This is a genomic window from Novipirellula galeiformis (genome assembly GCF_007860095.1).
GTDB classification, from domain to species: Bacteria; Planctomycetota; Planctomycetia; order Pirellulales; family Pirellulaceae; genus Novipirellula; species Novipirellula galeiformis.
The window spans coordinates 23,053-48,274 of sequence record NZ_SJPT01000018.1 but is presented as its reverse complement, the minus strand read 5'-3'; the positions used below and the strand labels follow the sequence as shown (position 1 = coordinate 48,274).

The 25,222-nt window shown below is 54.9% G+C and carries 15 protein-coding genes; 7 read left to right on the top strand and 8 right to left on the bottom strand.

Annotated elements, in window-relative coordinates:
* Positions 1–104 precede the first annotated feature (104 nt).
* The gene (locus tag Pla52o_RS25895; RefSeq protein WP_146597543.1) at positions 105–2,537 is read right to left on the bottom strand and encodes a hypothetical protein; all 2,433 of its coding nucleotides are present in this window, start codon (positions 2,535–2,537) and stop codon (positions 105–107) included.
* Between the two features lie 452 nt (positions 2,538–2,989).
* On the opposite strand from Pla52o_RS25895, the gene Pla52o_RS25890 reads away from it, so the two are divergent.
* The 5 genes from Pla52o_RS25890 to Pla52o_RS25870 all read left to right on the top strand — a co-directional run bounded on the left by Pla52o_RS25890 (position 2,990) and on the right by Pla52o_RS25870 (position 10,013).
* The gene (locus Pla52o_RS25890; protein ID WP_146597542.1) at positions 2,990–4,741 is read left to right on the top strand and encodes an FAD-dependent oxidoreductase; all 1,752 of its coding nucleotides are present in this window, start codon (positions 2,990–2,992) and stop codon (positions 4,739–4,741) included.
* Positions 4,742–5,448: 707 nt separating this feature from the next.
* Positions 5,449–6,597, top strand: a complete 1,149-nt coding sequence (locus tag Pla52o_RS25885; protein WP_197169540.1) for a DUF1559 domain-containing protein — start codon at positions 5,449–5,451, stop codon at positions 6,595–6,597.
* A gap of 265 nt (positions 6,598–6,862) precedes the next feature.
* On the top strand, positions 6,863–7,204 hold the full coding sequence (locus Pla52o_RS25880; protein ID WP_146597540.1) for a hypothetical protein: 342 nt from the start codon (positions 6,863–6,865) through the stop codon (positions 7,202–7,204).
* A 214-nt stretch (positions 7,205–7,418) separates the two neighbouring features.
* Positions 7,419–8,660: a heparan-alpha-glucosaminide N-acetyltransferase domain-containing protein gene (locus Pla52o_RS25875; RefSeq protein ID WP_197169539.1), complete on the top strand. Its 1,242-nt coding sequence runs from the start codon at positions 7,419–7,421 to the stop codon at positions 8,658–8,660.
* A 66-nt stretch (positions 8,661–8,726) separates the two neighbouring features.
* Positions 8,727–10,013: a heparan-alpha-glucosaminide N-acetyltransferase domain-containing protein gene (locus Pla52o_RS25870; protein ID WP_146597538.1), complete on the top strand. Its 1,287-nt coding sequence runs from the start codon at positions 8,727–8,729 to the stop codon at positions 10,011–10,013.
* A gap of 320 nt (positions 10,014–10,333) precedes the next feature.
* On the opposite strand, the gene Pla52o_RS25865 is transcribed toward Pla52o_RS25870, so the two are convergent.
* From Pla52o_RS25865 to Pla52o_RS25855, 3 genes are all read right to left on the bottom strand, one after another.
* Positions 10,334–11,926, bottom strand: a complete 1,593-nt coding sequence (locus Pla52o_RS25865; protein ID WP_146597537.1) for a serine protease — start codon at positions 11,924–11,926, stop codon at positions 10,334–10,336.
* 152 nt (positions 11,927–12,078) lie between these two features.
* Positions 12,079–13,422, bottom strand: coding sequence for a DUF1501 domain-containing protein (locus tag Pla52o_RS25860; RefSeq protein ID WP_146597536.1), 1,344 nt, complete (start codon positions 13,420–13,422; stop codon positions 12,079–12,081).
* Positions 13,423–13,432: 10 nt separating this feature from the next.
* Complete coding sequence (locus Pla52o_RS25855) at positions 13,433–15,673, bottom strand: DUF1549 and DUF1553 domain-containing protein (RefSeq protein ID WP_146597535.1); 2,241 nt, start codon at positions 15,671–15,673, stop codon at positions 13,433–13,435.
* Positions 15,674–16,541: 868 nt separating this feature from the next.
* Between Pla52o_RS25855 and Pla52o_RS25850 the strand changes: the two genes are divergently transcribed.
* Positions 16,542–17,810, top strand: a complete 1,269-nt coding sequence (locus Pla52o_RS25850; RefSeq protein WP_197169538.1) for a right-handed parallel beta-helix repeat-containing protein — start codon at positions 16,542–16,544, stop codon at positions 17,808–17,810.
* A 258-nt stretch (positions 17,811–18,068) separates the two neighbouring features.
* On the opposite strand, the gene Pla52o_RS25845 is transcribed toward Pla52o_RS25850, so the two are convergent.
* From Pla52o_RS25845 to Pla52o_RS25830, 4 genes are all read right to left on the bottom strand, one after another.
* Positions 18,069–18,827: a hypothetical protein gene (locus Pla52o_RS25845; protein WP_146597533.1), complete on the bottom strand. Its 759-nt coding sequence runs from the start codon at positions 18,825–18,827 to the stop codon at positions 18,069–18,071.
* 343 nt (positions 18,828–19,170) lie between these two features.
* Complete coding sequence (locus tag Pla52o_RS25840) at positions 19,171–19,635, bottom strand: YaiI/YqxD family protein (protein WP_146597552.1); 465 nt, start codon at positions 19,633–19,635, stop codon at positions 19,171–19,173.
* A gap of 5 nt (positions 19,636–19,640) precedes the next feature.
* The gene (malQ, locus tag Pla52o_RS25835; RefSeq protein ID WP_146597532.1) at positions 19,641–21,167 is read right to left on the bottom strand and encodes a 4-alpha-glucanotransferase; all 1,527 of its coding nucleotides are present in this window, start codon (positions 21,165–21,167) and stop codon (positions 19,641–19,643) included.
* Complete coding sequence (locus Pla52o_RS25830) at positions 21,167–23,641, bottom strand: glycogen/starch/alpha-glucan phosphorylase (RefSeq protein ID WP_146597531.1); 2,475 nt, start codon at positions 23,639–23,641, stop codon at positions 21,167–21,169. Before Pla52o_RS25830 ends, malQ begins: the two co-directional genes overlap by 1 nt.
* A 530-nt stretch (positions 23,642–24,171) precedes the next feature.
* Here Pla52o_RS25830 and Pla52o_RS25825 point away from each other — a divergent pair.
* Positions 24,172–25,143, top strand: coding sequence for a methyltransferase domain-containing protein (locus tag Pla52o_RS25825; RefSeq protein WP_146597530.1), 972 nt, complete (start codon positions 24,172–24,174; stop codon positions 25,141–25,143).
* The last annotated feature ends 79 nt before the right edge of the window (positions 25,144–25,222 follow it).

Sequence of the window (25,222 nt, the reverse complement as noted above, 5' to 3'; positions counted from 1 at the left end):
CGCAACTCGCGTGCTTTCGATTGCCGACGTTTTATCAACACCCTCCGGCGCCGTCTTAGCGTCCCGGTGGTGTTTTAGCAGCATCGTGTTTTAGCCGTCGTATTTTAACGGATGGCCACTGCGTCAGATTCCAAACCATGATGGCTTTTGAGCATCGCGATAAAATTGGGGTGAAGCTCGATCTTTTTGGCTTTAAAATGCGCGAGTAAGTCATTTCCGATCGCCGTATTGAGCTGATAGAAGCGAACTCGCTTGTTGGGCTGGATGAACTCCAGACGATCGGCCTGATCGGGTTTCGCCACTCCGGCGACCCGTGGCGCATGAACGGTGCAGTTTGTCAGATGGGTGCCCAGTTCGGCGTCGAGTGCATAGATAGGTTCCGTGCCCTCGATAACCTGAGGAGCAAGCCGACAACTTTGCAAGTTCAGACTGCCTCGTAGCGGTCCATCGGCAGCGGCGGTGCAACGATCGATCGTGGTGTCGGTAACCGAAAGATTCGCGGCGCTGCCGCCCAGATAGGCACTCAAGTTTGGACAGTTCGTAATTCGAACATGAGGATAAAGCGCCTTGCTGTCTTGATAGGGCGTGCTGCCCTTGTTGCCGATTCGAAAATGAGCATGTTCCGGATCGTTTGGTTTCGAAGGCGGAAGTTCCTCAAGTAAGATGTTCTCAAAAACCATCTGGCAATTGGGCTTCAATTGTATTCCGTCGTAGCTTCCTTCACGCCCCAAGTCGTAGTGATAAGGCTCTGGGATATTCATTAACCGCACCCCTTGCTGGCGACCGGCCACGGTGACGTTACGTGCCGAAATCTGGTTTGCAAAGAAATGTCGTGCACCATCCTCCGTCGTTGAAAACTCGGCGAGACTGATCAACCAAATAGGAGCGGTCGATGTCGGAAAGCCACTGAAGTCCACTTCGACGTTGTCGATGTCAATTGCGCGCCCACACCCGACGGGATAGCCATAGTCGAATTGACTCGGGCGGCTGCTGAGAATCACAACGGTGCTGTCGCGATAAGGGATAAGTTTGCAGTTGCGAATGCGGATATTGCCGTCCCATTTGGCACCAAAGTCACGGCGAAAGTTGACAAACACGTTGCCGTGCTGGACGGTGTTCTCGATCGTTAAGTCGCCACCCCCGGTAATCGAGATGCCGCGCAAGCCGATTACGGAATCGACGATGCTCAAGTTCCAGCAGTGGAAGTGGACATCGACGCGATTGAGTTGGCATTTTTCAATTCGGAAGTTTTTGTTCAGGTTCGTGCCAAAGACGCCCCAGTGCACCCAACTGCCTTCGGCCGTGATATTACGAAACGTACAATTGAGCATCCGGGCACCGCCGATGCCGTAGGTCCCCGCTCCCACCTTCTTTTTGGGATCGCTGCGATTTTGTTCCCAGGGAATTAAGCGAATGTTTTCCAACGTTGAGTTGTAGACTCGGCTAAGGTTATAGAAACCCGATCGAGGCTCCATCGAAATGTCACGCTTGCCCGGCTCCAGTCCAACCCATTGGTTTTGGATCTTGGTTCGACTGCGTTGGATGCGAAAGCCGTTTTGATAATAGCCCGTGTACTTTTCGCCGGGATTATCTCCAGAAACATAGAAGCCGCCCCCGTCGATGATTAAAAAACTATCGTTACAAGGCGTTGCGGTCAGGCTCGTGTAATTCTTGAACTTCCAAGCGATGTCGCCCAAGATGCGTCCCCCTTCTTCGACGTAGAAGAGTTCCTCGCGATTCCATGACTGGCCCTTGTAACGGTCACCGGCGCGGAAGCCGATTTTATCGCCGGAGTCATGAATGCTAATGAGGCAGTTTTTATAGGGAGCCATCTCTGGGATGAGCTGCACGCCTGGTTTCAGTCGTGAGAGAAATGACTTTTTGGCCGCCTCATCTAACTTGATCGACTTGGCCGAATGCGGGTTGGGGACAACGAATCTCGCCTTTCGCTTCTCGTTATATTTTTCATCGAGATGAAAGATCGTGTTTCCCCATTGGACATTGGTGGTAATGGGAATTTCGTTTGCTTTGATGATCCAAAATTCACCATGGCGCTGGATGATGGGTAATTTGTGCCGCTGGGCGAACTCATGGGCCTGTTTGATTTGCACGCCATCGTCGCTCTTGCCATCGCTCTTAGTGCCAAACATGTGATAGTTGACCGCGTTGCCTGGCAATAAATTCGCCTGCAGATCCTTGTCCAAACCAATCACCGCACCCGAGTCGGCAGGCTTTTTGGCCGCCGCAGCCGAGATCGTATAGGTGGCCTCTCCTCCGTCGCCCGCCGTGTGATAGCCAAGCGTGCGAACCACAGCGCCGGCACGCAGTGTGGTGTCCTTGCGCAGCTCCGCGATCGTCGAATAAATCCGTGACGCAGACGGCGTTTCGTCACTTGCTGCGTCATTGCTCGTTGCCGCAACCACGGTACGTTGCGTCACCGCGATTCCCCCCAAACTAAGCAATGCTAGCGCACCGCGACGCTGCAACGCTCGTTCAGTGCTTTGGGGCGGGGTGTGATCGGAATCGAGAAGAGTCATTGCGTATCCTTTGCCATGCAGACGTGGTGAGAAGGAGGGGGGGGGAGCAAATAGAGAGGTAGGCGAGCGGACTGAAAGAACGTAGAGACCTTACTTTAGTCGCGAGCGGAGCAAGGTGATTGGAGAACTTAAGTTGGAATGGGATAAATGAAAAGTGCAAAGCAGCAATCCAATCCACAGCGGGATCCACTCCGATATATCGTTCGATAACTTTCATTGGCCAGCTCGACGGCCGTGTGAAGTTTTTCCGCAGCGCGGCCCAGCCCCCCCCCCAATCCGTCATGCCGACGGCCACCCCGGGGGTGTTATGCATTCCGTGATGGTGGGCGACACCGATGAAATACCACTGAACTAACCCGTAGTAACAAACCTATCTATACTGTGACGGAAAAGGCCGTGCACTCGGGCCTCCCTACAGCATCAAATTTGAAATGCACCCTTGGAAAGTTACGATGACTAACAAAGCTAACTCCGAACAACCCCAGACGTATGCTCGCAATTTTCAGCGCCGTCGCTTCCTTGAATTGTGTGGCATTGGCGCGGCATCCGCGTTTTATCCGCAGATTGCTGCTGCGGCAGGTTCCCACAATTCCAACAAACCACTTGATGTCGATGTCGTCGTCATCGGCGGAGGTCTCGGAGGTTGTGCTGCCGCGCTCGCTGCAACGCGGATGGGGAAACGAGTGCTGTTGACAGAGCCGACCGACTGGATCGGGGGACAACTCAGCCAACAAGGCGTGCCCCCAGACGAACATCACAATATTGAGACGTTCGGCTGTACTCCCAGCTACCGTCAATTTCGTGAAAACGTCCGGGATTATTATCGCAGGAATTACCCGCTCACCGAAGCCGCTAAAAAGAACCCTCGACTCAACCCCGGAAACGGAAGTGTATCGCGATTGTGCCATGAACCACGCGTCGCAGTTGCCGTGTTGGACGCCATGCTGGCTCCTGCCGTAAGCAGCGGCCGCTTGACCATTTTGCTCAATACACAACCGATCAAAGCCGAGGTCGAAGGGGACCGAGTTCGCTCGGTAACCCTAGCCACCGATCAAGGTCAGGAACTTCACGTTGCCGCTCCGTATTTCATCGACGCCAGTGAGCAAGGCGACTTGTTGCCGCTTACAAACACGGAGTACGTCACCGGCGCCGAGTCAAAGCAAGAAACCGGAGAAGCCCATGCGCCCGAAAAAGCCGCTCCCGATAACATTCAATCGTTCACATGGTGTTTCGCAATCGACCACATCGATGGCGCGGATCACACCATCGCCAAGCCCGATCAGTACGACTTCTGGAAAGATCACACGCCAGACTTGACTCCACCTTGGTCCGGAAAGCTTCTTTCTCTGCGGTATTCCAAACCCAATACACTCAAACCACACGATCTCGCCTTCGTTCCACCGACAAAGGCCGGCCCGCCGCAGAAAACCAAAGCATTGAATCTGTGGCTCTACCGGCGCATCATCGATCCCGCAAATTTTCTCCCCGGCACATATGACAGTGGTGTGACAATTGTCAATTGGCCACAGAACGATTACATGCTGGGAAATATCATCACGGGCGGAGAGCAAGAAATTGCCAAGCATCTAGAAGGCTCTCGGCAACTTAGTTTGTCGCTGCTTTATTGGTTGCAAACCGAAGCGCCGCGACCGGATGGCGGCACCGGTTGGAAAGGACTTCGCTTGCGCAAAGACATCATGGGTACCGCAGATGGTCTCGCCAAATATCCCTACATTCGCGAGTCTCGCCGCATTCAAGCGGAGTTCACGGTACTGGAGCAACATCTCTCACGGGCCGACCGCAAAGCACGACTCAAGAATGCATCGGATAAAGTCAAGGCCGCTTCATTTCACGATTCCGTTGGAATTGGCTACTACCATTTGGACCTCCACCCCAGCTCGGGAGGCGACAACTACATCGACTTCTCCAGTGTCCCCTTTCAGATTCCACTTGGTTCTCTGATCCCACGGCGAATCGAGAATTTGATTGCCGGCTGCAAAAACATTGGCACCACTCACCTCAGCAACGGATGTTATCGATTGCATCCAGTTGAATGGAGTATTGGAGAAGCGGCTGGTGCGTTGGCCGCTCATTGCTTGGACCAACGGGAGAGTCCCCGCGGCATTCGCAACCGTTCCCAAGCCCTCTCCCAATTCCAGCACACGCTCAAAGGTCAAGGCTTTGAACTGGAGTGGCCCGCGTAAGACGTAGAGCGATCGCGTCGAGGACTGGACACGGGGCACCTCGCTATCGTGCCCCCGGATGAACCTGAAAATCGACGCAGCCAGAGATTGACGTGAAAGCCGGGTGGCGGGGAAACCGGCCTTCTCCCAAATCGCGTAGAGGGGAATGTTGCCACGCAATACCGTCCCCAGATGAACCGTCCCCAGATGACGACGAGTTCTTTACCCCGTAACGTCTGGCCCCCCCTTCTCCCTATTGTTTCCGCCCAACGCCAACCCCCGTTTTTTACTTAGCGACAGCCATTTATCCGGATCCTACCGCAGCGATTCAGTGGACCGAAGTTGGCTACGGTGGCGTGTTATCCCAGTACCGAAGTCGGTGGAAACATTCTCTAAAACGGCTCTCGCTTCGCAATGCAGAAGAGGGGGCCGGATGTGGATCTGCCGAAAATCGCAGCGTAAATTGACACCGCACCACCGCGGTTTACCCCGCCATTAACGGGAAAATCTCGCGATTGGACGCCTCGGACTCCTAACGGAGAAGCACGGCGAATGCGCTTCCTGGAAAAATATCGAAGCAAGTCTATAGAAAAGTGTTGACTTGACTCGTTCGCCGCGCTCTAATCGATTTCAACGAATCGAGCAACGCGGGTAACGCTATTCGAGAACGTTCAATGCGGGCACTCGATTCGCATCTTTTCTTTAATCTATGTTTATGGAGTCATGCTATGTTCAATGGCGCAGGTACTCGTTCGCGCAGGGCTGGTTTCACCCTTGTCGAACTCTTAGTGGTGATTGCAATCATCGGTGTTTTAGTTGGCTTATTATTGCCAGCGGTTCAATCGGCTCGTGAAGCCGCACGTCGAATGCAGTGCAGCAACAACATGAAGCAACTGGGATTGGCGTTGCACAATTTCCACGATGTTTACAAAGCGTTCCCGATGGGCGATTCGCCTCGTGCTGCAAGCGACGGTTACATGTATGTGCGATCGCATGCGATGGTTTCGCTGCTGCCTTTTCTCGAACAGTCAGCGATGCAGGATGTCCCCGACGTGCAGGATGACTGGTACGGTGCGGCAGAGAATTCAGACATCGATAGAACGGTACTTCCCGCAGCGATCTGTCCCTCGGCCACCAATGGCCCCTTAAATCCTGTCGCATTATGGGGACCTGCGGGCGACGAGATTCATAGCCCGAGTGTGGGCGTCCCTGAGTTTGCGGCGATGCATTACGCATTCTGCAAAGGGGTGACCGATGCCTGGGCAGTCGATTGGGATCGCGCCGACCAAAACGCTGCGGGTTTTGTCTTGGCTGCCGATGGTCGGCCTCAGCGGGGTAGCAAGAAAGGCTATCTCAACGGGCCGATTCCCGCCTCAGAAAAAGGGATGTTCAATCGCGCATTGAAGGTGCGATTTGCGGAGATCACCGATGGCACAAGCAACACCTTTGCGATGGGTGAGGCAGCGGGGGGCGACGCATGGCCGTTGTGTCGCGGCGTAAACTGCACCGATCCAGTATTTAACGGCGAACGTTTTCCAGCCAACTCAGGTTGGTTGATCGGCCAGCCTGGAGATGAGGATCAACCTAACGTGCTGGGTACCAACGCCTTCGGTTGCACGATGGAACGGCTCAACAAGTGGCCAGTCACCGACAGCTACATGGCGTTAGGAGGAGACCGAGCGTCGCAGCAACGCGATACAAGGAGCAGCGCCAATGGAGGGCTCAACAGCACCTCGAACTTCCGCAGCCAGCATCCTGGTGGCGGAATGTTTGTGTTGGCCGACGGTTCGGTGCGATTTGTCAGCGAATCGATCGATATGACGATTTATCGCAACAGCTCAACGATCGCGGGCGGCGAAATTGTCACCGAGTTCTAAGGCAATTGGCTGTGGATCGTAGAAGCAAGCAGCATCGAAGATTGGTCGATGCTGCTGGAGGGATTGATGATCATTTCTGCCGCCAGGTGAGTTTAGAAACGGAGCGGTCGGGTGATCCAATATGCGGAGAGTAGGGGTACTCTTTGAGTCTGGGCCGGGGTATCCGCAGACTCCCCCTGGAGTAACTAACATTCGCCTGCTGCGTGATGCGCAGGCAGACCGCTGATCATCCGATCGGCGGCTTCACAAATGGGAGACCAAGTTAATGTTGCGAGTTGTATTTTCTGCGTGTTTGCTGGCCACATGTCTCGGAATGATGGGCTGTGGTAGCGATCCGGTGCCCACCGCGACTGCACCGCAGGCGGAAGGACAAATGGCGAAGACCGACCAAGAAAAGATGGATTATCTGATCGAGATGCTGCATCGAAAGAACAGCGTAAAGAAGAACGCGCAAGCGGCGCGAGCGCTGGGTCAAATGGGGGCGTTCGCCGAGCCGGCCATTGCCGAACTGAAAAAAGCGGTCGAACAAACGTCTGACGACAAAGTGCGCTCGGATGCTCAAGCTGCGATCCAAGAGATCGAAACCGCTCTCACGACCCCGGAATAAGGTTCGCTTGAGATTCCCACTGGCTGTTTGGCACGCCAGCACGTGGTGAAAGATGGAGTCCTGCGTCACCTCACACGACGCAGCGATCCTTCGGCGGTGCAGGCGTGCACCTGCGACCCTGACCTCACCCCCGTCGATGGCCCCACGCGGCGTTTGCTGCAACGCGACGCCGAACCGCGGGCCAACCACCTTTTCTCGGGCGAAACTCGCAACCATGACGGCATCAATGGACTCCTCTTCGGCGATCGCAGAAAAAACCGTGGGCGGCAAACGAATTTTGTCGCTCGATCAATTTCGTGGCTACACCGTGGTTGGCATGTTGTTGGTCAATTTCTTGGCCAGCTTTTCCGTTTCACCCACCGTTCTGAAACATCATCACGACTATTGCAGTTATGCCGACACGATCATGCCGCAATTTTTGTTTGCGGTTGGCTTTGCATTCCGTCTGACTTTCGGGCGTCGTGTGCAACGCGATGGTGCGGTCGCGGCAAACCTGCGGATGGTGCGGCGATTGTTGGGGCTGATGTTGGTGTCGGTGGTCATATACAACGTTTCGCCCCCGGCCTCAACGTGGTCGGAATTGGTGGCCTTGGGCCCGAGCGGGATACTGCCGGAATTGCTGAAACGCAGCTGGTTCCAAACGCTCATGCATATTGCCGTCACGACGCTGTGGATATTGCCCGTGATCGCGGCGAGCACCAAAGTGCGAATTTTGTGGGTCCTTGGCAGCGCAGCGCTGCACGTGTTGCTCTCGTATTGGTTCAACTACGAATGGGTCAACACCAGTCCCAACGGCATTGATGGCGGCCCATTGGCTTTCCTAACGTGGTCGGTTCCCACGATGATGGGCACTTTTACGTGTGACGCGATCGTTACGAACCCCGATGGAGCACCGCGGATGCGACTGTTGCGTTGGGCGGTGTGTCTGATGGCATTGGGCTATGTGATGTCCTGTGGAACGCGGCTGTACGATGTCCCGCCGTCGTCGCAAGCGGCGGCAGCGAGCGAATCGAAACTGGCCGTCGATCCAGTCCTCCCATCGGCTCAACGCGTTCAAATTTGGTTGCAAAATGTTCACTGGAGCGACTATTTCGCTGAACCCCCGTTTGTTCAACCGCCTGACCAAGAACATCGCAAATGGAACTATTGGATGATGAGCCAGCGGGGAGGCACGCTTTCCTATACGACCTTCTGTGCGGGCGTGTCGGTGTTGATGTACCTTTTGTTTTACCTTGCCTGCGATCAATTCCGCTTCCATTCGTCGTTTTTTCAAACGTTTGGCACCAACGCCCTAGCGGCGTACGTGTTGCATGAGATGGTGGGAATGGCGGTGAAACCTTTTATTCCCAAAGACTCGCCAGGCTGGTACGTCGCGTTGGGTTTGTTCGTCTTTTTCCTGATCACATGGACCTTTGTCCGGAGTCTGGAGAAACAGAAGATTTTTCTACGTTTGTAGCGTGATCGCGGGTTCACGGTTTTGTAGGGCGTTACCCGTCTCTTTTCGACTTCTCAGGGATTCCGCATGTCTGTCTCAGCCGCCACAACTTCGCCGCCGCTTTCGCCGACGTCCCGTGTCGTTTCAATGGATCAATTTCGTGGCTATGCGGTCGCGGGGATGTTTGTCGTGAACTTTCTGGGCGGACTTGCGGTCACGCACCAGGTGCTCAAGCACAACAATACGCACTTCAGCTGGGCCGACTCGATCATGCCCGGATTTCTGTTCGCTTGCGGTTTTTCGTATCGCTTGTCGGTATTACGCAAGATTCCCAAACTGGGACGCCCGGCCGTCTGGCTGGGGATCGCGAAACGCTCGCTGGGCTTGGTGTTGTTGTCGTTGGTGCTGTATGGACTAGGGAGCAGCTTCGATTCATGGCAAGCAATTGATGCCGCTTCGGTGCAATCGTTCGCCGCTGAAATGTTGAAGGCCGACCTCTGGGAAGTGTTAGCCATCATCGGTGTGGTGCAATTGTTGTTGTTACCGGTGGTCGAACTTTCCTGGCGTCTGCGATTGGTAATAGCGATCGTATTATCGCTCAGTCATATCGCGTTATCGGGCTGGTTTAATTATTGGTTTGTGTACGGCCAACCCAACTGGTTCGATGAGCTGTTGGGGACCACCGGTCGCCGCGCATGGGACGGTGGCTGTTTTGGCCTCATCAGCTGGGGCGTCGTGATGCTGGCGGGCACGTTGGCGTACGATCTGATGTCGACGCAAACCGTTCGTCGCGCCGCGTCGACGCTCGTGGTGTGGGGCATTGCGTTGATGGGCATCGGATACGCCGCTTCCTGTCTGACAACGCTTTACCAGGTGGACGACCAATATCGCGCTCCGGTGGAGAGTGAAATCGACAGCAAATTTGCCACGTCCCCCGTAATCCCACCGTGGGAAAACGCAGAGGGGCGGTCTTGGAGTTCGCTATTGGCCGAAGCACCGTTTTTTGAGCCGCCGGGAACCGACCAGCGGAAATTGAACTACTGGATGATGGACAAACGCGTCGTGACACAAAGCTTCGTCTGGTTTTCCACAGGCTTTACCTGTTTGGTTTACGCAGTCTTTGTGTTGCTATGCGACTTGGGAACCCTGCGTGTGGGGCTGTTTACCTTGTTTGGACAAAATGCGCTCGTCGCGTATGCGATCCATCACCCGGTTGCCGAGATGGTCTTGCAGGTCGTGCCCAAGGACTCTCCCGTCTGGTGGGCGACCGCGGGAATGTGCCTCTTCTATCTGATCACGTGGTTATTTGTGGTTGCCTTTGTGAACATGTTCTCTGGTTCCGCTGGCAAGCCATCGTCGGGCTCATCTGCCTAATGTCCTAACCACTCTCGCGGCGCGCCGTGCCGCTCTAGCGAGTTCTTTAAAAGCAATTGGGGAATTTGGTGCCACCGGGGGAACTTGGTGCCACCCACAAATACTTGATAGCAAACAAGGTGTTGAGCTTATTGGCGATTTGGTGCCACCCACAAAAGGTTGATAGCAAACCGAAGAGGGCGTGCTCATTTTGTGGGTGGCACCAATTACCATCGCAATTCGCGGGGGCGAGCGTGGGATTCGGCCGCCCTGAAGCCAACGCGATCCCGTCTCACCGTATTCCCCCATCCAATCAACGCACTGCAAACCCTGTTTGAGGATCAATCCTTGGCTGCGGCGACGGTTAGCCAGAACTCATGGATCGTGATCGGCTCTTGCAATGCGTGAGTTGCCGTGAACGAGGCTAGGGGCGAGCCGTCCTCGGTTGATCCGACACTGGCGATGATCCGGAAGGGGCCTTGATAGGTGACGTTTTTGTCCGCGACAAGCTTCAGTTTGACGGACTTGGAGCTGTCACCTTTCACCTGCGACACTACGGGCTCGGCTTTGATCCCCTCAGGTAAGCCTTCCGCGGTGATCGTTAGCTCTTTGTCGAAGCCATGCTTTCGCGAGACCGTCACTGGAATCTCGATGCTACCCTCTTTATTGATTGCAAAGTGATCCTCGGCGACGGTCAATTCTACCGTTGCGGACGCTTCGCTGATCACGACGCTATAGGCGTGGCGGGCGCTATGACCGTCGACAAGATCCGAGATCTGCAACTCCACTTCACCCTCAACTTTGGAGCTAAACGCGACTACGGCGGGAAATTGGTCGCGAGCCAAATCGTCGTTCCTCGCCAGCTCGCTGCCGTCGGCAACGTTGATCACGCGACGTAGGGCGATAAGCGGAAACCCGAATGCTCGTGAATGCACAACCGCTTCGTAGCGTGTCGATGCCTTCACTTTGAAACGCAACCGATCGGTCTGGTTAGGCTCAGTGATATGGCCTGAAAAGATACAAGGCAGTGACGGGGCGTGGGCCGCATCGTCACCGTCGGTTTCTTGTACCACAATCGCATCTTGCGGAAGCGTCGTTTGCCATTGCCAACCGAGTGCCGAGGGAACATGTGCGATCTGCGGCGATTGCTTCGTTGCCGCGGTTTGATTGAGATCGACTTTAGCAGCCATATTCCAACCGTACGCGACACTGTTAGACGGGGAATGATTCGGTGGGACGACGAGCGGCAACGCATGATCAACAAAAACGTCGTTCGTCATACGAATGGCGTAAACAAACGAATCGGACCCGGCATATCCAATCGTGCTGTTGGGAGTTTCCGGAAAGGCAAACGTCCGCACAAAGAGCTCACGGTCTTCGCTGGCTTCGTAGACGAGCTGTGGATCGAGACCACGATCATCATCCGCTTGAGCGAGTACGTTGCCGCGTTGATCGACCAACTGCATCACGGCATCCATCGGGGATTGCAGCGGGCGATGGGCGAGCATCGATGCGATGAACGTTTGTCCCTTTTTAAGATTGACGCGAAAGGTATCGATGTCATTGGATTTCGCCAGCCGCCCGTAGACCACGGTGGGCAAATTGACCGCCGTTGCCTCGCTGATTTTTTGGTTTGGCTCGACCTCCGCGACCGCCGTCATCGGCGCGATCAACAGCGGCACGAGCTTCGACGCGGACGTGTCATCCACCAAGCGAACCCAGACAACCCCGGGCGCCACATCGGAGGACAAATTCACGCTGAGCTGCCCCGACTCTTTTTCGACAACCACTTCCACATCGTCGCGATCGACCACGGCTTTGGCAGGCCAGTTTGGGAATTTCCCTTCCGCTTTGACGACGGTTTTACCACCGACGGAAACCACCGGCGGGTAGAAGCGATCGAGTTTAACTTGTGCCGATGCAGTGGAAGACACACACAATCCAAAGAGCAACGTCAGAGACAACCTTCGGACGACGGTCGTAACGCAACGCGATCGACTCGCACACGCGGCGAGCGGTTCAGCTACGACAATCGATGAAGCTTGGATGCTACGTGGAGTGAATCGTGATTCGAATGTCTTTTGCATCAGCTCATCAATTCCGAAATCGGCGTCTCGTCGCTGACCAAATGCACAGGTCGGCCTTCAGGTGAATTCAACATTTGCCCAGGATCGATACCGAGTTTGCGATAGACGGTCGAGACAAAATTCTCGGGAGCCAGCACCCGTTCGACCGCGGCGTAACCATGGCGATCGGTTGCACCAATGACTTGGCCTCCCGATGTTCCGCCGCCCGCAAACATCACACTCATCGCATTGGACCAATGATCTCGACCACCGTCTTTATTGATCTTCGGCGTGCGTCCGAATTCACCCAACGCGATCACTAATGTCCGCTCGAGCATGCCACGGTCCTTGAGATCCGACACCAACGCTGCGATCGTGGCCTCGAAGGAGGGCATCTTTTTGTCATACGCATTGAACAGGTCGCGGTGGTGATCCCAGCCGCCTTGCGCAAGCGTGACAAAGGGCACGCCAGCGCTAACCAAGCGACGCGCCAGCAACGCTTGTTGACCGAAGGCATTGCGACCGTAGGCGTCGCGAACGCTGTCGGGCTCGGCGTGAATGTCAAAGGCAGCTTGCGATTGCGGGCTGCTGACCAATTCCATCCCTTGAGCATAAAACTCATCTGCCGCCATCACCGGATCGGCCGCGGCTGCGTCCTTGATCCGCATCAGTTTATCGATTTCCTTACGAATCTGTTGGCGTGACGCAAAACGCGCGTCGGTCAAGCCGTTGGGAATCGTGACGTCACGAACCCGAAACTTCTCGCTATTTGGATTATCGGGGACGACAAAGGGGGCATGTTTGGCACCGAGAAAATTGGGACCGCCCGAACGCGACATGCTGGGGATCGAAAAGTAGGCGGGGATGCCGTCGGGGGCACCGATCTGGTGCGACACCACGCTCCCTAGACTGGGGTGAAAACTGACAAACGCGCCACAACCAACCGGAATTCGTGTTGGCGCCCCAGTCATCATGTAATGATTTCCCGCACCATGGTTACCTTGGTCATGTCGGATCGAACGGACGATTGCCAAATCATCCGAGATCGCGGCCAAACGCTTCATCGGTTCCGAAAAGTAAATTCCGGGGGTTTGCGTGGCGATCGGCTCGAACTTACCACGAATTTCGATGGGTGCTTCGGGTTTCGGGTCAAATGTCTCGTAGTGACTCGGGCCTCCATCCATCCAAATCAAGATGCACGCATCGGCTTGTTTTTTGAGTGTCGACGGTTGCGCTTGGCTGGCCTGAGCCGAAGTTGCACGCAGCGCACCGGCGAGACCTCCGGCGATCAAGCCTTGCAATCCGAGTTTCAGTCCGTCGCGGCGAGTGATGCCGTCACAGTTCGGCAGGGGGCGTGTCGTCATGGTTCCGTACCTAATTGAGGATTGAGAATTCTGGGGAATTGAGCATGGCCCACATAATGTCTTCGATCACACTGCGGCGGTCCGTTGCCTCAGTAATCAGCTTTGCAGCGTACGCTTGCTCGCTCGCGACGGGATACCGCGAGAACACGGACAAATACAGTTCGTCGACAATCTGTTGCGCCGTCATTTCGCTGCTAGCCAATCGGGCGGCGCGACCGTTGTCAGACCGCACTCGCTGGTCGAGCTGTTGAGAGTTCATTAGATGCAGCGCCTGGGTAACGGTCGATTCAGGAGTCCGCTCACAGGGTGGATCTTGGTTCTCGTTGGGGCGTCCAAAGGTATCCAAAAATATCGAGTTGACCCGAGTCGTCCAAACTTGGTTGGCACGTGACTCTGGTGGCATCCCTTGGAATGCCTCGGGAACCTCCGTAACATCGGCGACCGCGTCCAGCAAAACCTCGGCTCGCAATCGGCGACGGTAGTGCCGTGAATAGTTCGAGTGGTCACCGACATTGGACGCGGTCGGTTCGGAACTGTGCAGGTAGACTCGCGACAATGTGATCGTCTTGAGCAAGTGTTTGAAGTCGTATCCAGAGGCTTGAAAATCAGCCGCCAAGGCATTTAGTAACGCCGGATTCGTCGCGGGATTGGTGCTACGCAAATCATCCACAGGCTCGACCAAGCCGCGTCCCAACAACATGGCCCAAGTTCGATTGACTTGCACTTGAGCAAAGAATTCGTTGTCCGTTGATGTCATCCAGTCGGCCAGCGCATCACGGGGGTCAACCGGTTCTTCGCTGCTGGCGTCGGTCGTGTTGGCATCATCCAGCCCAGCGATCTCGAACAGAGGCGTCGGCGTCATTTGCTCTTGGGTCAACGGGTGCCGCACCGATCCACGGGTTGATGTGTACACCACTTCTTCGCCTCCGGAGATAGGTGGCGACAATCCGGTGCCCTTATGACCGACCTTGGAGAAGAAGGCAGCAAATTCGTAAAAGTTTTGCTGGCTCCACTTTTCAAACGGATGGTGGTGACACTTGGCGCAGTCCAGTCGAATCCCAAGAAACAATTGGCTGACCATGGTAGCCACTTCGTCGGGGCTGCGTCGATCGCGATAAAGGGTTGCGGCACCATTTTGCCATGTGCTGCCTTTGGCCGTCACGAGTTGGCGAACGAAGGTGTCGTAGGGTGCGTTGTCACGAAATTGTTGGCGAATCCAGTTGTCGTAATTCATCACCGCTTTGATGCCGACGCGGTAAGGATTCGGGCGCAACAGGTCGGCCCAATATCCGGCCCAATGGTCGGCAAACTCAGGCCGCTCGAGCAGTCGGTCGACGAGCTGGGCTCTGAGGTCCGCTGGGCTTTCACTCTCGCTGCCATCGAGAAACTCACGAGCTTCTTCGGCCGTTGGCAAGCGGCCAATCAAATCGAGGCTGGCTCGCCGCAAGAAGACATGATCGTCAACCACCGACGAGGGCTCGATTCCCAGTGATTGCAGTTTTTCGTAAACCAATTCGTCAATGAAACCGTTTCGCGGCAACGATTCGAACAAGGAAGCCGGCAACGGTTCCGTTTGAGGAATTGCGACGTTGACCACTTCGATGTGGTACATGTAACGCGCCATCACCGCCGTTTCACCAGGTAAATCACCGGCTTGAATGACGCCGTTGGCGTCGACCGAAACGATGGCATCGTCGTTCGAGAGATAGGTGGCCAACCGGGTGACATCACGCGTCGATTGGTCACTGTAATGCGCCGTCACTCGCAACGGTTGAGACTCCTTTGGCGAAAGCGAAAAGGAAGTGCGCTCGAGTGTCACTTTCTCGAGCACCGGCTCGCCTTCAACGCGACGCGGCGCTCCTTGGCGGATCCACTGCTTCAACATTTGATAGTCTTCCGAGCCCCGCTCGATCTTTCGTCCGCCACCGTGCGGTAATTCGGCTGTCGCTTTGAGAAGCAGCAGGCTGTTCTCCGGTGATGCGGGGAAGATCCGTCGCCCTCGAGCCTCGCGGGTTACCGCAGCGTGGTCGAATTCGGGATCAAACCCTAACAACGATAGTTGGAAGCCGTTTTGGCCCCGTTGCTTCCCGTGACAAGCGCCCGAATTGCAAGATTGTGCCGACAAAATCGGTTGGATATCGAGTTCAAAGCTGAGAGGTACCTCGGCTGCAGCTGAGGCGGAAACCAACGAAGCAGCGATGCTCAACGCGAGCCAGAACGAATTGCGACAATGTCGAATGATGGTGAGCATAAAGTCCACTCGAGTGGGGCAGGACTGTCTGTCGGGGGGCGTCAAATCCTGAGCAATGATACACATACGAATCATCTCGGGAAGCGAATCAAACCGGGCAGGAAGGGGCAGCAGCAGGGTCGGGATCGGGGTGGGGCGTTCATTATAGCCTATTGTATCCCATTTTGATGCATCGATTCGTAATGGTTAGGGGAGGATTTCCCAGAAGTCTCCAAGGTGACGAGCACGTTCGCTCCCGCATTTGCCAAATTGCTCTGTTTTTCCACGCAAGACGGCAAAAACGAGGTTCTGCGTCCAACCACATTCTGGGTCCAACGGGGATGCTTAGGATCCAGCCACCGGCCCCTTGGCAATGCGGCCCCAGAAGAAATGGCACGTTAGAAAGCCCTCCACGCCCCCCCGAAGTGCTAGGCCTTCCCTGAATTCCTATTTGACCGCATTGACATTGCTATCAAGACCGTTTTATTTCCCTGCGCAGAGAAGCGTCGGGCCCCGCTGCGTCGGGCCCCGCTGCGTTGCTCCCCCTGCGTTGCCCCCCCCTGCGTTGCATGGCTGGATTTGAAACCGATACAGCGGCCCCCCACCACTCCACCGTAGAACGAAGGAGTCTTTCGCAATGCAGTCTTCGATCCAACGAGTATTCGATCCAAGGATTCGAAGGGCTCGATTTGTCATGGTGTCAAAGATGACACGGGTTTACGGGAAAACGATCGAAAATCTGCGTAGCGGAAATCGGAGCCTGCATGTCCAACGACATAGCAAGTTCGTTTAGAATCGTTTCACCGATCCCGAAAACGGCCGATTCCAAGCTACCAGCGAATCACTCAGAAATCAGATGGACGTCTCGACGACTTTACGGAGCTTCACCATGCTCCTCGCCCTGATTTCATGGCCGGCGCATCCGTTACCAGCGGTTGCCGATGAATCGGGCGCTCACGAGACGATTCAGCCTTCGGGTGATGCGGACACGGATACAGCAAACTTAATCGCTGCGGTGTCGCGTTCTAATGTTGTCAAGCTGGTCGACGGCGCCACGTACACCATTAACTCAACCGTGGCGATCCGCAATCCGACGGTTCTGTGTGGCAAGGCTACGGTCATTTCTGGAACCCGACGGGAGCTAATTCAAGTCGTTTCAGCGGATGTCGCGATTCGCGGCATCACGTTTGACGGTAATGGCAAATCAAACTATCCCGGAATGATTCGCGTCTATAAAGGGTCGCATCGATTCGCCTTTTCCGATGGGGTGATTCAGAACGTGCACTCAGGGAAGAAGGGCGTTGGAAATCTCTATCCCCTTTGGATCAGTGTCGATGGGGTTAATGATTGGTTGGTGCGTTCGAGCCGATTCCAAGACATTTCAAATCACGGCGATGGAAAACCAATCGGCAAGGGGTTTGTGGGTGCATTCCGCTACGGAGACGTCGTTAACGACACGAACCCGTTAACGCCGGTCACGATTCCATCAAACGGTCGCATCACGGGGTGTACATTTCGCGACATTTTCACGGTAACGGACAAGTTGAATGACATCGATGCGGACGCGATCCGAGCATCGGTGAGTATGCCCTCAGACGCCGACGTCGATGTCGTACTTCGGATCGAGGACTGCGCGTTCGAGGACGTGCAGAAATCGGCGGTCAAGGCGGCTCATATAGGGGGCGTGGTTATCGATAATTGCATCGTGACGAACCGCCGAACGGATTTCCCAATGTCATTTGGATTTCGCACAAACACAACCACAGGCTTTCGTGTCCACCACTGTGAAATACGAGGCAATGTTCTTCGCGGTGTGTACCTTGGTAATGGGGGACCGTGTATTGTTTCCGATTTGATCTTCCGGCCGAATGATCCGGTCAAGGTGGGTGATTCACAAGGGTTGGTTGCGGACTCGGCTGTGCAGTTGGGAGCGCGAAACAATCCCGCTCGCTTCGTGAAGCGTGCGGTGATTCACGACGTTTATGTTTCCAACGCTCGCCGCGGCATTTACGGAGCGAATTGCGATTGGATCAACGTTTCGAATATCACCCTGGCAAAGGGCGTGGAAACGGTCACAATGCCCACTGCCGCAAAACGGATCGAGTTGTCGAACACTCCATCTCCCTTTGAACCTCTCGCAGATACGTCACCCCGCTGAATCGGAGCGAATGAACGAAAGCGGGCCTGATTCAGCCTCGCTTGAATGCGCCACGAGAAACCGTATTTCGTTGGGGTCGATGACGATCGATTCTGTGAACTGCGGGGCATGTTAGCAGGCGACACAGGTTCGCAGGCGACGCAGGCAAACCATCGCTGAAGGTTGAAACGCGTCTGATCAACAACCCGATCCCCCAACCCCAAGGCGTGACGCTTACCCGCAAAGTTGCGTGGGCGGTACGCATTGGCATGTTCCCCATTATTGCGCTTCCATAAAACGCCAGTACGTCATCGCGATCGCGATGAACAGAATACCGAAAATGATTTGCTGGAGTGACAATTGGAACGGTTCGGCCGGATGGTTTTCGTCCGCCAAGTCATGCTTGGCCCATGACGTCCACGTCCACGATGCAATCATAATCATGGTTACGGCAATCATGGATAAGACGCCTCCGTACAACAGACGCTTAATCGGCATCATCCAAAACCATCGCAGCGAAAAGATCGCCAGAACACTGAGGTAGGTTTGTGCCCACGTCGCCGCGGCAACCTTTTGTCCTTCCATCCAAAACCATGTCATGCGGATACCAACGAGGGTAGCCGAGGGGATGACGATGGCGGCACAGACCATGGCGACCCGGCTTTCGCTCGTGCTGCTGAACAACAACAAAAGCCAAATCGCAAACAGATACAAAGAAAATCCGATTGGCAGCGCAATCAAGAAGCGTTCAATTTGTCGAGGGCGAACGACGACAAGGGCGATAAACAGGAGAAACGTGCCCAGGCCAAACACGTAAGGCCAGAAGAACGTGAGCGTGATCAGCGGTCTCCCCTCCGCGGCCTCGGCCCCCATAATCTCAATCGGTCGCAATGACTCATCGTTGCACCCGACCGAATGCGGTAACATCACGCAAGCGACCAACGATAGCGAGGCGACCAAATTCGAAATCGCCGTTGGCGAAACGAGCGCCGCTCGCAACGTTGGTTTTCTGCGATCCGATTCCGATGGATTGGACATTCGAGCGCACCCCCATGATTGCCAAAAGTCATCGTAGCGGATGTTGCCAAGACGCGTCCAACAAAAATCGATTTCGCCATAGCTACGCTCGCCAGAGCGTGGAATGTTTCAACGCATTCCCACCATCCGGCGACGATAGCCACCGTTTTGTCGGGGCGTGTCTGCTACGGTTTGCAGAAATCCCCCTGTGGCCAAATTCCCTGCCCTGGGAACGGTGCCGGAGCGTCGCGGCGTCTGAGGATCAACCTGGCTGCACTTGCCAGTCCCTGGTCTCGCCCGGGTTTCGCTCGCTTTGCAAGAAAGACGATGTGCTGCAGCGGGGCCGAACCAGCGATACGGTGACTCACTTGCTCGCGATTCGCAATGCCTTGGTTAGCAATCGATCGAACGTCGCAGCGAATGCCTTCTTATCGGCATCGCCGTACGGGGATGTGCGGCCGACCACCATTCCCTCGCCTCGCAAATCGTCCATAAAGTTCCGCATCGAGAGACGCGACGCAATCGTATTGGGCGAGTATTCATCACCGCGAGGGTCGATCACAAAGACACCTTTTTCCACCAATAAGCCCGCCAATGGCAAATCAGCGGTGATGGCAATGTCATGGCGTTCGCTATGCATTTCAATGTAACGGTCGGCTTGATCAGCCCCGTCACGGACCACCACCGACCGGACCATCGTCAGGGCCGGTGGCACATCGAGCGGGCGGTTAGCAACCAAGATCGTTTCAACGTCCAATCGTTTAGCGGCACGAAAAACAATCTGTTTAACGTCTTGAGGTGCCGCATCAGCGTCGATCCAAATCTTCACGTTGCTCAACGCCCCGCGTTTCGTGTCATTTCACCGATCGTTTTCGCAACCGGGTCGGTCAATTGTCCCGGCATCAATCGCCAAGCCCAATTCCCATCGGCCAATCCCGGCATATTCATTCGCGCTTCGTTGCCGAGCCCCAGGATGTCTTGGACCGGAATGATCGCGGTGTCCGATGCCGAATGAAGCACCGCAGCAATCAATTGAAGATGGATGTCGGTATCGCTGGTGACGACCTCCGCTAATAAATCTTCTTGCCCCTTGGCTACTTTACGTGCTTTATACCACCCCATCACGGTGTCATTATCGTGCGTGCCGGTGTAGGCGACCGAGTGTTCCGGATAGGTGCTGGGACGATGGAAATCATCCTCCTTCACATCAAATCCGAACTGCAACACCCGCATGCCTGGAAATCCAAGACGGTCGCGAAGTTCGTGAACCGATTCGGTGATCATGCCAAGGTCTTCGGCGATCAACGCCAACTCCCCGAGCTTTTCACGAGCCGCATCGAATACCTTTTCTTTAGGTCCCTCGACCCACTTGCCGCCAACGGCCGTTTTCGCGCTAGCAGGAATTTCCCAATACGCTTCGAAGCCGCGGAAGTGATCGATTCGCAACAAGTCGAATTGCTGGAACGCGTAACCAAAACGCTGGACCCACCAACGGTAATCGGTTTGTTCCAACACATCCCAGCGATACTGAGGGTTACCCCAGAGCTGACCTGTTTTGCTAAAGTAATCCGGTGGTACCCCGGCTACGAGCGTCGGCTTACCCGATTCAGCTAAACAGAAGATGGATTGGTTGGCCCAGACATCAGCGCTTTCATGAGCGACGAAAATGGGCATGTCGCCATAGACCCGCACGTTGCGATCATTGGCGTATTGTTTCAGTCGCCGCCACTGGGAATCAAAAACGAATTGCTGGAACTCGGCAAACTGGATTTCGCTACTAAGTTTAGCGTCCCAAGTCTCGATGGTTTGCTCGAATTCAGGCCCCGCTGCATGACGAACAAGTTCGGCGGGCCACTGGGTCCAATCCGCCTTGCCGAAATGCCGCATCAAGGCTTCGAAGCGACCGAAGTCGTCCAGCCACCAAGCGTTCAATTCAATAAAGCGATCGAAGTCCTCGCGCTGCTGCTGGCTGCCGCGTTCGCAAAAATTGTCAAACGCTTTTCGCAACACGGGCAACTTGAATTCACTAACCAAGGCATAATCGACCTGTGCCCGTGGAGTGCTCAATCCCGACGGCAACGCGATGTCATGCTCGCTTAACCAACCTTCTTCGACGAGCATGTCGAGGCTAATCAGCAGCGGGTTGCCTGCGAACGCAGAATAACTGCTGTAGGGCGAATCGCCAGCCGCGGGAGGCCCCAATGGCAACACCTGCCAAATGGTTTGTCCGGCCGCTTGTAAATAGTCGACGAATGCGTACGACGCCTTACCCAGGTCACCAATGCCATATTCACGAGCTTCGCTCGCGGTAGGCAAACTGGTTATATGGCAAAGAATCCCTGATGATCTAGGAAAACGCATTACGCATTCTCCAGTGGCTTGACGTTCCAAATCTCATCAGCGTACTGAGCAATCGTACGGTCGCTTGAGAACCAGCCGCTATTTGCCGAGTTCAGGATGCTCATTCGGTTCCATTTCTCTTGGTCCAAATAAGTTTCTCCGGCCTCGGTTTGGGCGTCAATGTAACTGCGCAAGTCCGCAATCGTCAGCCATGGGTCGTGAGGATTTCGCAGCCCTTTGGTCAAGAGATCGAAGATCCCTGGCTCCTGTTCATTGAACTGGCCGCCTTCGATCAATTCCATGACACGTCGAATTTCCTCGTCCGCAGCAATGATCGCGTTGGGATCGTAAACCTTCTTTTCTTCCTGGACACCAACTTCATCGAGTCCAAACAGGAAGAAGTTTTCAGCCCCCGCTTTTTCGCGAATTTCGATGTTTGCACCGTCCAGGGTGCCGATCGTCAAGGCACCGTTCATCATGAATTTCATGTTGCCAGTACCCGATGCTTCTTTGCCCGCAGTCGAAATTTGCTCGGACAACTCGGTCCCCGGACAAATGATCTCCATCGACGAAACGCGATAATTCGGAAAGAAAACTAATCGCAACAAACCCTTCGTCTTGGGATCGGCATTGACGACCGCCGCGACGTTGTTAATCAACTTCACGATCAACTTTGCGACGTGGTAGCCGGGAGCCGCCTTGCCGCCGATCAACACGCAACGTGGTACCATGCCTTTCGTTTCGCCACGCATGATGCGGTCATAGAGATGAACGACGTGCAGCACGTTGAGCAGTTGACGCTTGTATTCGTGGATCCGTTTGACTTGAACATCAAACACCGCATCGGTATTGAATTCAACGCCAGTGTTGGCTTTCACGTAATCCGCTAAGCGACGCTTGTTTTCCAACTTCACCGCTTTCCAGCGCTCACGGAACGAGGCATCGTCGGCGAACGGAATCAGTTTACTCAATTGAGTCAAATCCGATTCCCAACCGCTACCAATCGTTTCATTCAACAGGTTGCGCAAGCCGGGGTTACAGTGCGATAACCAACGCCGCTGAGTCACACCGTTCGTCTTGTTGTTAAACTTTTCCGGCCACAGTTTGTAGAAGTCCGCGAACAAACCGCTCTTCAGGAGCTCGGTGTGCAAGTGGGCGACGCCATTAACCGAAAAGCTTCCCACAATACTGAGGTAAGCCATGCGAATGTGCGGCTGGTCCCCTTCTTCGATCAACGAAACGCGGCGGAGTAATGCGACATCGCCTGGATATTTCTTAGCGACATCGGTCAAGAATCGCTCGTTGATCTCATAAATAATTTCAAGCAGACGAGGCAATAGGCGGCTGAACAACGCAACACTCCATCGCTCCAACGCTTCGGGGAGCAAGGTGTGGTTGGTGTAGGCCATGCACTGGGTCGTGATCTTCCAGGCGGAATCCCAGTCAAGGTGGTACACGTCCAACAACAAACGCATCAACTCGGGTACCGAGCTAGCAGGATGGGTGTCGTTCAGCTGGAAGCAATTCAAACGCCCGAAATCGGTGAAGTCTTCGCCATGCTTGGCGACCCAAGACTCGAGCACGTCTTGCAAACTAGCCGAGCTGAGGAAGTATTGCTGCTTTAGTCGCAACTCCTTTCCATTCTCGCTCGCATCGTTGGGATACAAAACCATCGAGATCTGTTCGGCGTTGTTCTTTTGAACCACCGCGTCGGGATAGTTACCCGAGTTGAATTCTTCGAGATCAAAGACGTCCGTCGCCTCGGCCTTCCAAAGACGCAAGGTGTTGACGGTTTGGTTCTTGTAACCTGGGATCGGCATGTCGTAAGGAATCGCCAACAAATCGTTGGTGCCAACCCAGCGCGTACGCGGTTTGCCTTGCTCATCTAAAGCCCGTTCGGTATGGCCGTAGAAGCGAATGGTCTTCGCGTCTTCGTGGCGTTCGATTTCCCACGGGTTGCCATCGCGGAGCCAGTGATCGGGACCTTCCACTTGACGACCATTTTCGATCGTTTGATGGAACATTCCGAACTCGTAGCGGATGCCGTATCCAGTGACTGGCAAACGCAAATTCGCACAGCTGTCGAGAAAACAGGCTGCCAAACGACCGAGGCCACCGTTGCCGAGCCCGGCATCAGGTTCATGCTCAACGATCTCTTCGAGCGCGACGCCGTATTGATGCAATGCGTCCCGAGTGGGCTCATCAAGATCCAAGTTCTGGACCGCATTGTTGAGCGAACGCCCCAACAAGAATTCGAGCGAGAAGTAGTGGACGCAACGTTCGTCGGTTTTCGCAATCCGTTCTTGCGTCGCTTGCCAAGGCTCGGTGATGCGATCGCGAACCGCAGTCGCCAAAGCGCGATAGTAGTAGTGGGGATGACCATCGTCGGTGTAATGGCCGAGCGTGTAATAAAGGTGCCGGCGAAGTTCATCCGAGAGCGGAGCCAGGATCCCGCTCAACTGGTCTTTTGAAGCTTCGAGTGTTTGTTGTGGCATCGTTTTTATTTGATTTAAGGGGGTGATGAGTGCGGCCGAAGCAGTGGATTTCGTCTCATTGTCGCGACGAACACTGTTTCTATCGATGTTCATTAGCACTGACCGCCTGCTGTGACAACATGATTCGGGGTCGATGTCTTCAACCGTACCCCTCAATTCGACATGTTGCCGTCTATTTTCCCGCTAATTTACGAGAGACTGCTTGCTAGCGCCAAGCAATCCAGGTGGAACCGCTCAGCCGGGGGTGCCCTGGAGTGAACGACGGTCAAATCACCCCGTCCGTAGTCATATCAGCCCCGCAGTAAACGCGAGTCAACGGTCCCTATTCCCACCTTACCGGCCAGAACACGCATGGGGGGGAGTGGGTGCGATTGTGCACACGAATTGAAATTAATCTTGAGCCCCAGCTTCAAATCTGGCTAACGTGCCGCCGGGGCCCCGTGGCAAGGTAGCGTGCGCGGGCTGGCTTACTCCCCCTCGCTGCGTTTCGTCATGCTCTCGCCCCCCCGTTCGTGAATCGGCTCCTCAAAATGCAAACGACTTCCTCGGTCCGCCGTCCAACTTATTCCTCGCTATCAGACAATCCCCCAGCGATAGCCCACGAGCGAATCTCCAGAGCTCGGCTATCGCAGGAAGAAAAGACACTCGGCCAATACATCCCGCTGCTTTATCACTACAACATGCTACAGGATGAGGATCGAGTCGGCGCCTTTCGTGATGCCATCGAATTGAACGTCCGTCCGGGAATGCACGTTGTCGAACTCGGTGGGGGAACCGGCATCCTCTCGTCCTTGGCCGCTCGCTGCGGTGCGAAAGTCAGTTGCGTGGAGCGCAACCCCGAGTTGGTGGCGACGGCTCGACGCTTTGTCCGCGACAATGGACTGGAGGACCAAATCACCGTGATCCACGCGGATGCGACACAATACGTACCCGATAAGCCAGTCGATGTGGTCGTCTGCGAAATGCTTCACGTTGGGCTGTTACGAGAAAAACAAGCTCAAGTGATCGCGGCATTCAAACAACGTTACCAACGGGCTCATGGACCGGCATTGCCACGCTTCTTACCCGAAGCTTCGATTTTGATGACGCAACCGATCTACCAATCGTTTGACTTCGCCGGCTATCACGCCCCCCTGCCGATGTTCCAAGCTCCGCGGTTGGATCAACCACGCACCACCGAATTCGCAGCACTATCGCCTTATGCCAGCATTTCGTATGACGAGACCATACCGATGCAATTCAGCGTGCGTGAAAACGTCGACTGCGTTCGCGAAGGCAGCGTCAACGCGCTGCGTTTCGTGACCCAGAACGTCGTTTCGATCGATATGAAAACAGAACAGGCAATCACTTGGCCTAACCAATGTTTGGTACTGCCCATCGAAACTCCGTTTGATATCAAGGCGGGAGAATCGATTGCAATCGAATTTGCTTACGCCGCGGGCGGATCCATCGAGGATTTGATGGAGTCCATCCGTGTGAGCCGCTGCGACGTGAATGCATAGCCGCCAGTCGATCGCGGATGCGGATCGACGAGAACCGTTTTTCGGCAATGTCGATGTATACGCGACGCTTGGCGATGCT